Source organism: Sphingomonas sp. CFBP 13714 (assembly GCF_014842205.1).
Taxonomy (GTDB): domain Bacteria; phylum Pseudomonadota; class Alphaproteobacteria; order Sphingomonadales; family Sphingomonadaceae; genus Sphingomonas; species Sphingomonas aerolata.
In genome coordinates this window covers 36,768-53,241 of sequence record NZ_JACYVG010000009.1, presented here as the reverse complement: position 1 = coordinate 53,241, position 16,474 = coordinate 36,768, and the positions used below count along the sequence as shown (strand labels likewise).

Sequence of the window (16,474 nt, the reverse complement as noted above, 5' to 3'; positions counted from 1 at the left end):
CAGATCATGGCCACCCATCCGCACAGCTTCATCGCGCCAGCACCCGCCATCCCCGAGATCCGCGAGATCGGTACCGCCGACCTGCGCTGGGCCCTCGCCGAGGGGTGGAAGGATTTTCTCGCCAAGCGCGGCGACCTGATCGTGATCGGCCTGCTCTACCCGATCGTCTGCCTGGTCGCCGCGGTGGTGACGTACAACGCGCCGCTGCTCCCGCTGTTCTTCCCGCTAGTCGCAGGGCTCTCGATCCTCGGCCCCGCCGCCGCCTCGGGTTTTTACGAACTCGCGCGCCGCCGCGAAGAGGGGCGCGACTCGAGCTGGTGGCATTTCCTCGATCCGCTCAACGGACGCAGCCGCCTGCCGCTCGCGATCCTCACCGCCGGGCTCGCGGCGCTGATGGTCGGATGGCTGGCGACGGCCTATGCGGTCTATGACCTGACCTTTGGTGCGACCGCGCCGCTGCGGATCGGCGACGTCGCGGGCCGGCTGTTCACCACGCAGGAGGGGTGGACGCTGATCCTGCTCGGCAATCTGGCAGGCGCACCCTTCGCGATCGCCACACTGGTCTTCGCGCTGGTCGCGTTCCCGATGGTCGTCGATCAGCCGGTCGATGCGGGCCTCGCGCTGCGCACCTCGCTCGCGGCAGCGCGGCGCAACCCGCGCGCGGTGTTCGGCTGGGGTGCGCGCGTCGCCGGGCTGCTCGTCCTCGGGCTGATCCCGCTCGCGATCGGGCTGGCGGTCGTGCTGCCCTGGCTCGGCTATGCGACCTGGCACCTCTACACGCGTCTGGTCGTCCGCTGACGAACCCCCGCGCCGCGCCCGGTTTACCCGGCGCGGCGCGGTCGCCCTCAAGCCCGCGTCGGGCGCGGTCCCGGGTTATAGGATGGCGGACGATCTGCCTTCGCCGTGCCGAAGCGTGACGGCTTGTCCCCCATCACGAAGGCGAGCTCGCCACCCTGCGCAAGATCCGCATGCCCGATCCAGTTCTTCGTCCACGGCTTGCCGTTCCACCGCACCGACTGGACATAGGGCGCCTGCGGACCATTGCCCGACGCGGTGATCCTGAGCGTCTTCCCGCCGCCCAGCGCAACCTCCGCGGCGTCGAACAGCGGCGAGCCGAACACATAGACCGCGCTGACCGGATCGACCGGGTAAAGGCCGAGCGCGGAGAAGATGAACCACGCGCTCGTCTGCCCGCAATCGTCGTTGCCGATCACGCCGTCGGGATCGGCCTTGTACATCTCAGTGCACAGCCGCCGCACCATCGCCTGCGTCTTCCACGGCGCACCGGCATAGGCATACATGTACGCGGCATGCTGGTCGGGTTCGTTGCCATGCGCATATTGGCCGACCAGCCCCGAAATGTCGGGCGGCGCGTTCTTGGGCAATGTCGACGGCGCGACGAACAGCGCGTCGAGCTTCTTCACGAACCCGGCATCCCCGCCGAACAGCGCAATCAGCCCGTAGATGTCGTGCTGGTTGAGGAAGGTCGCCTGCCAGCCATTCGCCTCAGTATAATCGCGGTGCTTGTCGGGGTTGTGGCCAAGCTGGATCGGATCATAGTCCGCCCACCAGGTTCCGTCCGCGAAGCGCGGCCGCGCGAAGCCGATCTTCGGATCGATGACGTTGCGATAGTTGAGGCTGCGCTTGCGCAACGCCTGCGCGTCGGCGGAGGCGCCCGCCGCGTCCGCGAGCACCGCCATCGCCCAGTCGTCATACGCATATTCCTGCGTCCGGCTGACCGACTCCCAAACCTTGTCGGCGGGGATGAAGCCGAGGTCGTAATAATAACCGCGGCCGAGCGTGCTCTCCAGATCGCGAAAGCTGCGGTCGAACGCGCGCCGGCGGATCTGCGGCCAGGCGGCGGCATAGTCCGCCTTCACGCCCTTCACGCACGCCTCGGCCAGCACCGACACCGAATGCCAGCCGATCATGCAGGCGGTCTCGACACCCTGGAGCGGCCAGACCGGCGAACCCGCCGGGCTCTGGATCGTCTGGCGGACCAGATCGCGCGTGAACTGCGCGGCCTTGTCGGGCTGGACCAGATTGAGCAGCGGGTGCAGCGCGCGGTATGTGTCCCACAGCGAATAGGTGCTGTACGCGGTGTCGCCCGCCGCCGCTGTGTGCACGTTGCGGTCGAGCCCGACATAGCGGCCATCGCGGTCGGTGAAGAGCGTCGGCGACAGGAACGTATGGTACAGCGCGCTCGCCATGATCGTGCGCTGATCGGGCGTGCCGCCCTCGACACGGATACAGTCGAGCTGCGTCTGCCAGGTCCGCGCCGCCGCGCGCCGGACGCTGTCGAACTGCCAGCCCGGGGCCTCGCCCGCCAGCGCGGCCTTGGCGCCCGCGACGTCGACCGCGGAGATGCCCGTCTTGATCAGGATCGGTTCGCAGCCCGCCTGGTCGAAGAACAGCGCGACCTTCAGCCGGTTGCCGGTGATCGCCTTCGCGCCCGCGGGTGCCGGTGTGTCGTCGTCGCCGAAGAACTCGACACGGTCGGGGCGGCGCGACAGCTGCATCGCGAAATGGATCCGCCGACCCTTCGCCCAGCGGTGGACGCGGCGACTGCCGGTCAGCATGCCGTCGGGCGACAGCGCCAGCGACGCCTCGTCGATCAGCACGCCCTTGTCCCAGACGTCGAGGATCATGTGCGCGAAGTCGATCAGGATGTGCCCCGCGCCCTGCGGGAAGGTGTAGCGGTGATGCCCCGTCCGCTCGGTCACGGTCAGCTCGGCGAGCACGCCCGATTCGAGCTTCACACGGTAATAGCCGGGCTCGGCCAGCTCGTCGGAAAAGCGCTGGCGATAGCCCTCCTGCGGCTTGTCGAGCGCACCGGGTTTCAGCTTCAGCGGCCCGCGCGTCGGCACGACGAGCACGTCCAGCATGTCGCCGATCCCCGTCCCCGACAGATGCGTGTGGCTGAACCCCATGATCGAGCCGTCATCCTGGTGATAGCCCGAGCACGCGTCCCAGCGGCTGTTGTCGGTGTCGGGGCCAAGCTGGACCATCCCGAACGGCAGCGACGGCCCGGGATAGGTGTGGCCATGCCCGCCCGTGCCGATGAACAAATCGGGCTTGCCCGCGGTCGGGCGCTGGCTCTGCGCGGTGGCAGCGGCGGCGGGCAGCACGCCCGCAAGGCCGGCAAGCCCGGTGGTGGCGAGCACCTGGCGGCGGTTGGCGGTGGTCATGTGTCTCTCCCGTGGGTCCATGTCAGTAGCGCGCGGCGAGCAAGCCGGGCTTGCGGCGCTCGAGGTCGAGGATCAGCTCGCCGAACAGCCCGTTGGCCCAGGCGAACCAGCTGCGCGTGAATTTCGTCGGATCATCCTTGTGGAAGGATTCGTGCATGAAGCCCGTGCCGCCGTGCGTCGTTTTCAGCCATGTCAGGCACTGGCGGATCACGGCGTCGTCATCGCTGTTCATCGCATGCGTGACGATCGACATTGGCCAGATCATGTCGAGGCCGATATGCGGCCCGCCGATTCCCTGTGCGGCCTTGCCCGCAAAGAAATAGGGGTTGCGATCGCTCCAGGCGAGCGCGGCGGTGCGGCGGAACAGTGGGTCGGCGCGGTCCGCGGCGCCAAGCAGCGGCAGGCCCGAAAGGCTCGGCACGTTGGCGTCGTCCATGAAGATCGCATTGCCGAAGCCGTCGACCTCATAGGCCCAGACCTCGCCGCCCTGCCCGTCGGGCATCCGGCCATGCGCGCGCAGCGCCGCCTCGACCTCGGTCGCCAGCGCCTCGCTGTCGGCCGCGCCCGCGGTGTCGCCGCGCGCTTCGCGCTGGACCGTCGCCAGCATGCGCAGCGCCGACACCGCGAACAGGTTGGACGGGATCAGAAAGGGATAGAGGCACGCATCGTCCGACGGGCGGAACATCGAATGGATCAGCCCGACCTTGCGCGTCGGTGCGCCGTATCCCTCGAACATCAGCGTCTCGGTCGGCGAGACGTTCAACCGCTGGAAGTGATACGGACCCTTGCCGTCCTTGCGCTGCTGTTCGCGGAACGTCGCGACCGCACGAACCATCGCCTGCGCCCACAGGTCGTCGAACGGCGTCTTGTCGCGCGTCGCGGTCCAGTAACCGTGCGCGAGCCGCATCGGGTAGCAGAGCGAGTCGATCTCCCATTTCCGCTCGGCGACGCCGGGTTTCATCTCGGTCTGGTCGGTCCGCGCACCCAGATTCGATTTCGCGGTCGGATCGTCCATGAACGCGTTAGCGTACGGGTCGATCAGGATGCAGCGCGCCTGCCGTGCGATCAGCCCGACAAAGACGCGGCGCAGGCCTGCGTCCTTGGGCGCGAGATGGACATAGGTCTGCATCTGCGCCGAGCTGTCGCGCAGCCACAGCGCCTCGATATCGCCGGTGATGACGAACGCGTCGGGCTTGCCGTCGACCATGCCCAGCCGGACCGTGGTGTCGAGCGTGTTGGGGTAGCAATTCTCGAACAGCCAGGCGAGTTCGGGGTCGGCGATCTTCGCCTTCACCCGCGCGATCTCGGCCTCGACCGCGACGCTGACGAAGCGACGCTCGCCACGCGGCGGGCGCTTGCTCGCCAGCGGCGCGGCGACCGCCCCACCGGGCAGCGCGGTCGCCAGTGCGAGCGCCGCCGCACCGGTCATCACGTCGCGGCGGCGGGGGGTGAAGCGCGCGCCGCTCATGGCTTGGCCACCGGTGCGCTCATCGAGAAGGGCGCAGCACTGCTCGCCGCCCCCCATTTCCGGTTCGGCGTCGGCCCCATCACGAAACGCAGCGTACCCCCCTTCTGCAGCGCGTCGCGCGTCAGCCACGGCTTGTCGTGCGCCGTGCCGTTGAAGTTCGCCGACTGGATATAGACATTGCCCGGCCCGTTGTTCGCCGCCTCGATCGTCAGCCTCTTGCCGCCCGGCATCGTCAGTCTGACGGTGCGGAACAGCGGACTGCCGATCGCATATTGGCCGACCGCCGGTGTGACCGGATAGAAGCCGAGCGCGGAGAACACGTACCACGCCGAGGTCTGGCCATTGTCCTCGTCACCCGGATAGCCGTCGGGCGTCGGCGCGTAGAGCTTCTTCATCACGTCGCGGACGTGATATTGCGTCTTCCACGGCGCCCCCGCCCAGTCATAGAGATAGGGCATGTGCTGGATCGGCTGGTTGCCATGCGCATATTGGCCCATGTCGACGATCTGCATCTCGCGGATCTCGTGGATCGTCTGCCCGTAATAGCTGTCGTCGAAGATCGGCGGCGTGGTGAAGACCGAATCGAGCCGCTTCACGAACGCGTCCTTGCCCCCCATCAGGTCGGCGAGCCCCTGCACGTCCTGCATCACCGACCAGCTGTAATGGAGCGCATTGCCCTCGGTGAACGCGTCGCCCCATTTATACGGGTTGAAGGGGGTCGACCAGCTGCCGTCCTGGTTGCGCCCGCGCATCCACCCGCTCTGCGTGTCGTAGAGCTTGCGGTAATTCTGCGCCCGCGCGGCATAGAGTTTCGCATCCTCGGTCTTGCCGAGCGCACTCGCCAGCCGCGAGATCGAGAAGTCGGCAGTTGCATATTCGAGGCTGCGCGCGGCATTCTCGTTGATGCCGACGTCATAGGGCACATAGCCCAGCCGGTTGTAATATTCGACGCCCTCGCGCCCGACCGCGCCGACGACCTCGCCCTTCTTGTCGACCGGACGCCCTTGCGAGGTCGTCGCGTTCTTGACCATCGCCTCGTACAGCGTCTCGACGTCGAACCCGCGCACGCCGTTCAGATATGCGTCGGCGATCAGGTTCGCCGAGTTCGACCCGATCATCACGTCGCGGTGGCCGGGGCTCGCCCATTCGGGCAGCCAGCCGGACTCCTTGTAGGTGTTGACCAGCCCCTGCATGATCTCGCTGTCGCGCTCGGGATACATCAGCGCGAAGAACGGGAAGACCGCGCGCCACGTGTCCCAGAAACCGTTGTCGGTATAGAGAAAGCCCGGATGCACCTTGCCGTCATAGGGACTGTAATGGACCGTCTGACCCTTGGCATCGACCTCGTGGAACATCCGCGGGAACTGCAGCATGCGGTACAGCGCGGAGTAGAAGGTGCGCCGGTTGTCGATGTCGGGATCGCTCACCTCGATCCGGTCGAACTCGCGCTGCCAGACTGCCTTTGCCTTGGCCTTGGTCTGCTCGAAGCCATCGCCGCCGATCTCGCCGCGCAAATTGCGCTCGGCCTGGTCGAGGCTGATGAACGACGACGCGACCTTGACGCCGACCTGCTCGCCCTTGCGCGTCTTGAAGCTGACGACCGCGCCGACATGATCGCCCTCGCGCACCGGCGTCGCGGCGATCTGGCCGTTATCGTCCCAGGTCCGGCTGACCGTGAAGGCGTGGTCGAATTCGGCGACGAAGTAATTGTGGAAATTGCCCGGCACGCCGCCGTGATTGTTGCGGACATAGCCGGTGATCCGGCGCTTGACCGGGTCGACCGACACCATCGATCCGCCCGCATAGCCGTCGAGGATGATGTGTGCGTCGTCGCTTTCGGGGAAGGTGAAGCGGAACTGCGCGGCGCGGTTGGTCGGCGCGACCTCCGCGGTCACGTCGTAATCGGCGAGATAGACCTTGTAGCTATAGGGCCGGCTCTCCTCCGCCTTGTGGCTGTACCACGAGGCGCGTTCGTCCGCCTTGACCTTCAGCGCGCCGGTCGTCGCCATCAGCGCGAACGCGGCATAATCGTTCATCCACGGACTTGGCTGGTGCGTCTGCTTGATGCCGTTGATCTTGTTGCCGTCATAGGTGTAGCCCCAGCCGCTGCCGGGCTTGCCCGTCACCGGCGTCCAGAAGTTCATCCCCCACGGCACCGCGACCGCGGGATAGGTGTTGCCGTACGACAGCGTATAGTCGGAATCGGTGCCCATCAGCGGGTTGACGATGTCGACCGACGGCTGCGCCTCGGCGCTGGCCGCAGCCTGTGCCGACAGCGGCAACGGTGCGACGAGCGCGATCGACGCGACCGCCGCCACCGTGCCGCGCAATGCGGCGATTACCCTGTGTCTCACATCGCTCTCCCAGATGAATGTTCGTCGCGCCCTGAAGCGGTTGACCCGGCACGGATCGGCCGCGGCGCGACGCCGGTATCGGTCATGACGACGGGCTTGATCGTCCCGTCGGCGGCAAAGACCATGCGGTCGACCGCAATCTGCCGGTGTTCGCCGCGATCGGTATCGAGCGGCCGGCGGTGATAGGCGATGTACCAGTCGTCGGTGCCGGGCACGTTGACGACCGAATGATGCCCCGCGCCGCGCGCGATGCGCAGGTCCTGCGACAGGATCTTGCCCTTCGGCGTGAACGGCCCGGTCGGGCTCGGCGCGGTCGCATAGGCGACGCTATAGTCCGGCCCGGTCCACCCGCCCTCCGACCACATCAGATAATAGACGCCGTGGCGTTCGATCATGAACGACCCCTCGACATAGCCGGGGGGCGTGATCTCCTTGAACATCGTCCCGTCGGGAAACGGCAGGACGCGCTTCAGGTCCGGGCTCAGCCGGACGACGTTGCAATGCTTCCAGCCGCCGTAGAAGAGATAGACCTGCCCGTCGCGATCCCGGAATGCGAACGGATCGATCGGCTGCGCGCCGTTATGGAACGCGCCGACCAGCGGCTTGCCCAGCGCATCCCTGAACGGACCGCCGGGCGTCGCGCTGACCGCAAGCCCGATGCCGCCCAGCTCACCATCGCTCTGGATGTCGTTCGCGCTGAAGAACATGTAATAGCGCCCGTTCGCCTGGAGCACCGACGGCGCCCAGATCGCATAGGCGGCCCAGCCCGCATCCTGCACGTCGAACACGCGGCGATGCTTTGTCCAGTGCACCAGGTCCGGCGAGGAAAACGCGTCGAAGAAGGTCTGCATGCCATAGGACGGGCGGACCGTCTTCCGCAGTCGCGCCGCCTTTTGCGCAGGCGTGAAGCGGCTCGGCGTGACCGGTTTTCCGGCATGGTCGGAATAGGTCGGGTAGATCCAGTATTGCCCCGCGAACACGCGGATCTCGGGATCGGCATACCAGCCCGGCACGATCGGGTTGGACGCGGTCGCCGCTCCGCAGGCGAGCAGCCCCGCCAGCGTCAGGGCCCGGCGCAGGACGCGGGGATATCTATCAAAAAAACGGTGGCTCCGCGAAGGAGCCACCAGGGGAGAGGAAGGTTTTGGCCCCGCCATCAGAAGTTGAACGACACGCCGACATAGGCACGGCGCCCGAAGTAATTCCGATAGACGAAGCGATCCTTGGTATCGTTGCCGAGATGCTGGCTCTCTTCCGACTTGGTCAGGTTGATGATCGAGGCGGTGATGTTGAGCCGGTCGGTCAGCGCGTAGGCGGCGTTGAGATCGACCTGTTCATAGGGGCTGGTATAGACGTTCAGCCCCGACTGGAGCCCGCCGACGACCTCGCCGCGGCGGTTGTACGATGCGCGGACCAGCACCTTGCCATGCTCGTAGAAGACCGAGGCGTTCATCTGCGTCTTCGCGCTCCCGACCAGCGCGGACGAGCCGACCGACTGGCCGTCGAGCGTCACGTCGGCGACCGACGTGTCGTTATAGGTGAAGTTGACCTGCGCACCCAGCCCGAAGGACAGCGTGTGCTGCGCATAGAGCTCGACACCCTGCGACCGCGCGTTGGATCCGTTCGCGACCGTCGAATAGGGCTGGATCAGCACCTGCTCCCCCGCCACCTCGCGCGTGACGTTCAGCACCAGCGGCACGACGAAATCGGACACGTCCTTGCGGAACAGCGTCGCGCCAAGCACCGAGCCGCGATGGAAATACCATTCGATGCCGGCGTCATACTGCCATGCCGAGAACGGGTTGAGTTCCGAATTGCCGCCTCTGCCCGACCAGCCCTCGAACTCGCCGAACTGGCCGCGGTCGAACGCATATTCGGGCGAGCGATAGGTCAGCGACCGTTCGGACCCGAGATTGGCGAAGGACGGCCGTGAAATGACCTTGGCGACCGCACCGCGGACGAGCAGGTCCGGGGTGATCTCGTACGAGATGTTGAAGCTCGGCAGCCAGTCCGTGTAGGTCTTGATCTGGTCGGCGCGCGTGTTGACGATCGTCTCGCGGACGCTCAGCGGCAGCACCTGGCAATTGCCGTCCGCGCCCAGCGGGCGGTTCGGATCGAACGAACCGTTCGGCCCGTTGACGCAATAGTCGTTCAGATACTGGAGCCGGTCGGACGTGTTGCCCGACTGACGCGTATTGGCCATCCGCACACCGATATTCCCGCGCAGACCGCCGGTGCCGAAGTTCGCCTGGGCGTAACCGGCGAAGACGCGCTCACCAAGATCATAGACGAAGTCGCGCTCGTTGACGCGGACCGCGTCGCCATAGGTCGCGTTCAGATAGCTCAGATACTTGTCGAAATTGATCCCCGGCATGACGTTGGCGTTGAATCCGCCGTTGACGTTGCCGATCGGGTTTTCATAGAAGAATTCGGGCAGTGCGACCGCGCCCGCCGCGGTATCCTGATAGCGGAGCTCGCTGGCCGCATCCGCATACCATTCGTTGCGTCCGGTCTCGCGGTGGATGCTCAGGTCACGCCATTTGCCGCCGATCTGCACCGACTTCAGGAACCCGTCGAACCGGCGCGTCAGGTCGAGCTGGAGATACCGCTGCGCCAGGTCGCTGTTCGTGAAGCTCGAATTGGTCGAACCGACGTCGATCTGCGCGATGCCGTTGCGGATGTTCTGCTGCAGGTCGGGCGAGAAGGTGAAATCGCCGATGCCGTTCGAAACGTCCCAGTTGCTCACCAGATTGCCGTTCTGCTCCTGCCCCGGCACCGTCACGCGTGGCTTCGCGGCGGCGCTGAACCGAGCGGACGGGCCGCCGCTCGACTTGGTCTTGCCGAGCTTCAGCACCGCGTCGAACCGGTCCTGGCTGTACTTGACCTCGGTTTCGAACGTGTTCGAGACCTGCTTCTCGCGGCTGTAGGTGCCCGCGATCTGCGGCGTTTCCATCGTGCACGGAGTCGCACGGAGCAGACAGCCCGTCCCCGCCGCCGGCACCGCAAAATTCGCCGACTGGAAGATCGTCCCGCTCTTGTCGAGCGTCGCGCCGGTGAAGAAGTCGTTATAGCCCCATTCGGGGATCTTGACGGTATTCGAGGTGAAGTCGCTGCTGTAGCCGAAGCGGAAATAGTTGGACGTCACCGTGACATTGTCGAACGGGCGGAACTGCGCCGTCGCCTGGATGCCATAGCGTTCGCGTTCTTGGTCGAACACTTCGGCATTGACCGTCTGCGGTGCCCAATAGCCTGAATAATGCGTGCCGTCGCGCGTGGTCGTGCCCTGCCCCGGCCAATAGGAGATCGCGTCGTTATTGGCGAACGGCTTGCCGTTGACGTCGGTCGCGGGCGTCAGGACATTGCCCTGCGCGTCGCGGTCGCTCCACCACAGCCAGCTTTCCGCCTCGCTGCGCAATTCGCGGTTGGTCCGCTTCTGCCACACGCCGCCGACCAGCAGGCCGAACGTCTCGTCCTCGTTCTTCCACGACAGCTGGCCGCCGAGCTGCGGCTCGAACTTCTCGGTGGTGTCCGAATAGGTGCCCTCGGTCGACACGAAGCCCGACCAGGCGGGGACGTCGAACGGCTTGCGCGTGTTGAGGATGATCGTGCCGCCGACACCGCCTTCTTCCAGCCGTGCCTCGGGCGACTTGTAGACTTCGGTGCTGGCGATGAAACTGGACGGCAGCAGGACATAGTTGAATGACCGCTGCGGATCGCCGCTGTCCGCGCCGGCCAGGAAGTTGCCGTTGAGCAGCGTCAGCGTCAGGTCGGACTGGAGCCCGCGGATGCTGACCCGCGCGCCTTCGCCGCCGTCGCGCGTGATGACCACGCCCGGCACGCGCTGCAGCGCGTCGGCGACGTTCTTGTCGGGGAACTTGCCGATATCCTCGGCGGTGATGACGTCGACGAACGCGTTGGCTTCGCGCTTCTGGTTCAGGCTCTTCTCGATCGAGCGGCGATAGCCGGTGACGACGATATCCTGCTCACCCGCAACGGCCGACGCGGTGTCCGCCGTCTGGCCCGAGGGCGCGGTCGCCGTCGATGCGGGCGTTACCGCGTCGGGCGCTCCGGTCGTGTCGCCGGTCTGCGGTGTCGTGGCGGCTGCGGGCAATGGCGGCGCGACCTCCTGCGCGCCCGCCGTCCCGGCCAGCGCCGCGCTCAGGCTTGCGCCCGCGAGCAGAAACCGCAGCGCGCGGCGGCGATGCGACGGAACGGCATATATTGTCTTGGTTGCGCTCATCAGACTTCCCCTTTTCGGCGTGCGGGACGTCCTTGCCCCCTCACGTCTCCCTGCCGATCGCGTGCCTGCCCCCGTATTCGGGTGGGACGTCCGGTTCATCGGATCATCACGGTACGTCGTCTTTGCTTGCCTATTTGCCAATTATAAAAGTAAATTGTCAAATGGATTATGCGGAGCAGATTTATGCCGTTTCGGTCTCAACATTCGCAACATTCGCCGCGGCTCGGAACTTGGCCGAACCGGCACTAATCCTGCCGGGCGGTTCGCCGGCGGCGGGCCGTCTTGCCAAATCGCCCCGCAAACTGAATGCTGTCGTCTTCAACTTGGCCGGTATCAGCACCCGGCCTTGCCGCTCCGCCTCAAGCTTCGGAGCCCCCTTCCCCTCTCAGACCGGGTGACCGCCATGCCAATGCTCAAGCGTCTCTGCCTCGCCGGATCGGCGCTCACCCTGCTCGCCACTGGCCCCGCCCCCGCCCAGACCGCGCCGCGACCGAGCGACTCGGTCGATCCGCTGATCGGCACCGGTGGTGAGGGGCATACCTTCCCCGGCGCCGTCGCCCCGTTCGGCATGGTCCAGCTCTCGCCGGACACCGACACCTCCTGCGTCCTCCGCGACTGCTATCCGCACGCCGCGGGCTATCGCTACGACGACCCGACGATCGTTGGCTTCAGCCACACCCATTTCTCCGGCGCCGGCCATTCGGATCTCGGCGACGTGCTGGTGATGCCCGTCGCCGGCGACGACGTGCCGATGGACCCGGGAACGCCCGCCGCCCCCGGCTATCGCTCGCGCTTCTCGCACGCTACCGAAACCGCGAAGCCCGGCTATTACGCCGTCACGCTCGCCGATCGCTCCATCCGCGCTGAAATGACGGCCGGCTCACGGGTCGGCGTGCACCGCTACAGCTTTCCCGCGGGCAAGGCCGCGCATCTCGTTCTCGACCTCCGCTCGTCACTCTACAATTACCCCGGCAAGATCCTGTGGTCGGGGCTGCATCTGCGCGACGACGGCGTCCTCACCGGCTTTCGCGAAACCCGCGGATGGGCACCCGGCCGCAAGCTCTTTTTCGCGATGCGCTTCTCCGCCCCCCTGACCGGCCACGCACTCGTCAACCGCGAGACCGCCATTCCCTACAAGGGGTTCCAGGGGCCGGGCCGCGACAGCGACGCGCTCGCCGAAAAGCTCGGTCAGGCGCTCGAGGCCCGTCTCGATTTCGGCGTCCTGACAAGGCCGCTCGAGGTGAAGGTCGGGATCTCAGGCGTCGACGAAGCCGGCGCGCTCGCCAATCTCGACGGTGAAGCGGGCGGCTTCGACGATATCCATGCGCAGACCCAGGCCGCCTGGGACACCGCGCTCGGCGCCGTCACGTTCGAGGCCGAGGCCCCGATGCGCCGCATCTTCGCCACCGCGCTCTACCACAGCCTGCTCGCGCCCAGCATCTGGAGCGACCGCGACGGCCGCTATCGCGGGCCGGACGACCAGATCCACCAGGCGACCGATTTCACGGTCCGATCGACCTTCTCGCTCTGGGACACGTTCCGCGCCGAACACCCGCTGCTGACCCTGATCCAGCCAGAGGAGACCAATACCGACATCGTCCGCTCGCTGCTCGCCAGCCAGAGGCACAGCCCCGACGGCATCCTCCCGGTCTGGCAATTCGCCGGCCGCGAGACGTGGACGATGATCGGCTATCACGCCGTCCCCGTCATCGCCGATGCCTATATGAAGGGGATTGGCGGCTTCGATGCCAACGCCGCGCTCGACGCGATGGTCGCGAGCGCCGATCACGCCGCCTATGGCGGGCTCGGCGAGTATATCGCGCGCGGCTATGTCCCGATCGACAAGGAACCCGAAGCCGCCTCCAAGACTGTCGAATATGCCTATGACGACTGGACCATCGCGCGGATGGCACGGAAACTCGGCCGGTCGGACATTGCCGCGCGCTTCGAGAAACGGGCGGGCAACTGGCGCAACAGCTTCGACGCGTCGTCGGGCTGGCTCCGCGCGCGCAAGACCGACGGCCAGTTCCGCACCCCCTTCGACCCGACCGCGATCAACTACGGCTCCGACTATACGGAGGGCAATGCTTGGCAATATAGCTGGTTCGTACCGCAGGATCAGGCGGGGCTGTTCCGCCTGCTGGGCGGTGACGCCAGGACGATCCGGAAGCTCGACGCGATGTTCGATTTCGACCTGTCGAAGATCGACTATAGCCACGCGGAGGATATTGCCGGGCTGATCGGCCAGTATATCCACGGCAACGAGCCGAGCCATCACGTCGCCTATCTCTACAGCTATGCCGGGGCGCCCTGGCGGACGCAGGAGCGGCTGGGGCAGATCGTCGCCAGCCAATATGCCGACACGCCGGCGGGATTGAGCGGCAACGACGATCTCGGACAGATGTCCGCCTGGCTCGTGTTCACCGCGCTAGGCTTCTACCCGGTCGCACCGGGCGCGAACGAGTATGTCATCGGCCGCCCCTTCATGCCCAAGGCGACACTGATGTTGCCCGGCGGCAAGCGGTTCGTGATCAGCACGGACAACCTCTCGACCGCCAATCGCTACGTCCAGTCCGTCACCCTGAACGGCCGGCCCCTCACCCGCACCTATCTTCGCGACGACGAGATCCGGCAGGGCGGCGAATTGCGGTTCGTGATGAGCGCTCGGCCGAACCGGCAATGGGGGAAGAGCGCATCGTCGCGCCCGTTCTCGACCTCTACCGCAGTTTCAAGCCCCCCGACGCGGCGCTAGCGAGAGCGCCGTCGGGAGGTGCGTGCGGTGGCGGCGGCCTCGCCCGCTTCCAGCGCACGCCAGCGCGCAAAGCGTTCGGGCGTCAAAGTGCCCGCGTCGATCGCCGCGCGCACCGCACAGCCCGGCTCTCCGCCATGCGCGCAGTTCGAAAACCGGCAATCCTGCGCGGCGAGGGTAAAGTCGTCGAACACTTCAGCGATGCCCGCGGCCGCGTCGGACAATTGTAATTCGCGCATGCCCGGCAAATCGAGCAGCCAGCCGCCCTGATCGAGGCGATGCATCTGGCGCACCGTGGTCGTATGCCGCCCCGTCCCGTCATGCTCACGGATCGCCTGGGTCGCGATGCTTGCGGACCCGCGCAACGTGTTGACGAGCGTCGACTTGCCGACGCCCGACGACCCCAGAAAGGCGACGGTCTTGCCGATACCGCACCAGGCGGCGAGCCGCGCCACGTCGGCCGGATCTCGGCCGTCGACGGTCTCGACGATCAGTCCGGGCTCGATCGCGCGAACCGCGTCCACATAGGTCTCCGGCGTGTCCGTCAGGTCGATCTTGGTGAGGATCACGACCGCATCGACCCCGACCTCGCGTGCCAGCACGAGATAGCGCTCCAGCCGTGCGACGCTGAAATCCTGGTTGCACGACGCGACGAGGAACACCGTGTCGACATTCGCGGCGATCATCTGCTCACCGCGCGGATCACCCGGCGCACGGCGCTTGAACAGGTTCTTGCGACCGAGCACACGAAGAGCTTGCGCCCTGTCCGCGCTGGTCAGCAGCCAGTCGCCGACGGTCGGGTGATCGTCCAACGGCGTGGCACCGGCGATATAGGGCGACAGATCGCCGGCCCAGCCCGACCCTGCCACGGCAATCTGGCCGCGGTGGACGGCCATGACCCTGGCGGGATGACAATAGGCGGCTTCGGCGGCCGAGATCTGGTTCTCGAAATGTGCGTCCCAGCCAAGCTGTTCCAGGGTCTGATCAGCAGAATCCATAAGGGTGCAGCAGCATCTTTCCTTGCGGGCCGGTCCCCGGCCCTCCCGTCTACGATCCGGTCGTATACGCCGATAGGAGGCGGTTACCAGTCGCACCCACGATCAAAACGCTGCTAATTGCGCCCTTTCGTCTAAGCCGCCGCGCTCGCATTCAGGCGAGCCGCGGAAATCCGTACCCGGATCGGGGCCAGGTATCAGACCGCGCGACCCACGAGATGCCCGATCGCGGCCGTTGCGCCCATCGCCGCCGCACCCCAGAACAGGACGCGAAGCGCCGGGCGCCACGGGCTTGCGCCACCCGTTCGCGCCCCGACCATGCCCAGCAGCGCAAGGAAGACCAAAGTCGCTGCCGTCACCGCTAGCAGCCGGTGTGGCGCAGGCGTCAGGATGGCCACCAGCAGCGGGGGTATCGCGCCGGCGACGAAGCTGACAGCGGACGCGAATGCCGCCTGGAGCGGGCGGGCCATGACGATTTCGCAGATGCCAAGTTCGTCACGGGCATGCGCGCCGAGCGCATCATGCGCCATCAATTGCCGCGCGACCTCGCTCGCGATCGTCGCATCGAGACCGCGCGCCACGTAGATCTGCGCGAGCTCGTAATGCTCATGCGCCCAGTCGCTGGCGAGTTCGCCATGCTCGCGCGCCAGATCGGCAGCCTCGCTGTCAGCGTGCGAACTGACCGACACATATTCGCCCGCGGCCATCGACATCGCCCCCGCGACCATCGCCGCCGCGCCGGCCACAAACACGGCGCCGGTCGTTGCGCCCGATGCGGCAACGCCCGCGATTAGGCTCGCGGTCGACACCATCCCGTCATTTGCGCCGAGCACCGCGGCACGAAGCCAGCCGCTCCGCGATACAAGATGACGTTCGCTATGCGCGCTCATGGCAGTATCCTGATGGTTTCGCCGAGTGTCGCCACCGTCATGCCGAGCTTGCGGACGATCAGCCGATTCTGCGCGACCCGGGCATCGGGCGACAGCGTCAGCCACTGATCGACCATCATGCCGCCGCGCATACGAAAGGCCAGATGCAGGCGATTGCCGACCGCCTCGCCCGTCACCGGTCCGGACGCGTCAGTCAGCGTGCCCGTGTAGCGCCCGTGCCCGAGCGGAACGATCCGCCATTGCCGATCGCGCGGCGGCTTGCCCTGCTGCTCGATATGCTGATCCAGGATCAAGGTGCCGTCGGGAGCGACGCGACCGACGCTCGCGACATGCGTCCGGACCGGCGCCCGAAATGCGATCTTGAGCACGCCCGTGCCGTCCAGCCGCCCGGCGAAGAACCGTTCGGCGACAAAGGCCGGTTGCGCGGCGATCGACGCGGTGCTCGGCCCACCCGCGCAGGCGCACGGCAGCAACGCAAGCGGCACTGCAACGAAAGTCGTCAGACGGGGAACCGGGATCATCCTCTGCTTCATCGCCATCCTCGTCGTCGCATGCGCCGCAGGGCTCTCAGTCCGCGTTCGAGCTCTCGC

General features: G+C 66.6%; 10 protein-coding genes. 2 read left to right on the top strand and 8 right to left on the bottom strand.

The features are described from left to right. Positions 1 to 6 precede the first annotated feature (6 nt). On the top strand, positions 7 to 798 hold the full coding sequence (locus IFT54_RS17760; RefSeq protein WP_107934391.1) for a DUF2189 domain-containing protein: 792 nt from the start codon (positions 7 to 9) through the stop codon (positions 796 to 798). Between the two features lie 47 nt (positions 799 to 845). Here IFT54_RS17760 and IFT54_RS17755 read toward each other — a convergent pair whose 3' ends face one another. From IFT54_RS17755 to IFT54_RS17735, 5 genes are read right to left on the bottom strand one after another with little or no spacing between them, the layout of a single operon-like run. Continuing rightward, the gene (locus IFT54_RS17755; RefSeq protein ID WP_192071591.1) at positions 846 to 3,188 is read right to left on the bottom strand and encodes a GH92 family glycosyl hydrolase; all 2,343 of its coding nucleotides are present in this window, start codon (positions 3,186 to 3,188) and stop codon (positions 846 to 848) included. A gap of 22 nt (positions 3,189 to 3,210) precedes the next feature. Further along, positions 3,211 to 4,656, bottom strand: a complete 1,446-nt coding sequence (locus tag IFT54_RS17750) for a glycoside hydrolase family 125 protein (RefSeq protein WP_244649176.1) — start codon at positions 4,654 to 4,656, stop codon at positions 3,211 to 3,213. Then, positions 4,653 to 7,010 (bottom strand): GH92 family glycosyl hydrolase, encoded by a 2,358-nt coding sequence (locus IFT54_RS17745; RefSeq protein WP_446740684.1) that lies wholly within the window; start codon positions 7,008 to 7,010, stop codon positions 4,653 to 4,655. The genes IFT54_RS17750 and IFT54_RS17745 overlap by 4 nt, the downstream gene beginning before the upstream one ends. Next, complete coding sequence (locus IFT54_RS17740; RefSeq protein WP_342354859.1) at positions 7,007 to 8,137, bottom strand: glycoside hydrolase family 43 protein; 1,131 nt, start codon at positions 8,135 to 8,137, stop codon at positions 7,007 to 7,009. The genes IFT54_RS17745 and IFT54_RS17740 overlap by 4 nt, the downstream gene beginning before the upstream one ends. 29 nt (positions 8,138 to 8,166) lie before the next feature. Further along, entirely contained in the window at positions 8,167 to 11,250 is a 3,084-nt protein-coding gene (locus IFT54_RS17735; RefSeq protein WP_192071588.1) for a TonB-dependent receptor, read from the bottom strand. A gap of 403 nt (positions 11,251 to 11,653) precedes the next feature. Between IFT54_RS17735 and IFT54_RS17730 the strand changes: the two genes are divergently transcribed. After that, positions 11,654 to 14,002: a GH92 family glycosyl hydrolase gene (locus tag IFT54_RS17730; RefSeq protein ID WP_244649174.1), complete on the top strand. Its 2,349-nt coding sequence runs from the start codon at positions 11,654 to 11,656 to the stop codon at positions 14,000 to 14,002. On the opposite strand, the gene rsgA is transcribed toward IFT54_RS17730, so the two are convergent. The 3 genes from rsgA to IFT54_RS17715 all read right to left on the bottom strand — a co-directional run bounded on the left by rsgA (position 13,999) and on the right by IFT54_RS17715 (position 16,417). Continuing rightward, complete coding sequence (rsgA, locus tag IFT54_RS17725) at positions 13,999 to 14,997, bottom strand: ribosome small subunit-dependent GTPase A (protein ID WP_192071587.1); 999 nt, start codon at positions 14,995 to 14,997, stop codon at positions 13,999 to 14,001. The two genes, IFT54_RS17730 and rsgA, sit on opposite strands and share 4 nt — an antisense overlap. A gap of 194 nt (positions 14,998 to 15,191) precedes the next feature. Further along, positions 15,192 to 15,884 carry a VIT1/CCC1 transporter family protein gene (locus IFT54_RS17720; protein ID WP_192071586.1) on the bottom strand — a complete coding sequence of 231 codons (693 nt, stop codon included), beginning with the start codon at positions 15,882 to 15,884 and terminating at the stop codon, positions 15,192 to 15,194. Further along, the gene (locus tag IFT54_RS17715; protein WP_052149385.1) at positions 15,881 to 16,417 is read right to left on the bottom strand and encodes a DUF3833 family protein; all 537 of its coding nucleotides are present in this window, start codon (positions 16,415 to 16,417) and stop codon (positions 15,881 to 15,883) included. Before IFT54_RS17715 ends, IFT54_RS17720 begins: the two co-directional genes overlap by 4 nt. Positions 16,418 to 16,474: the final 57 nt, after the last annotated feature.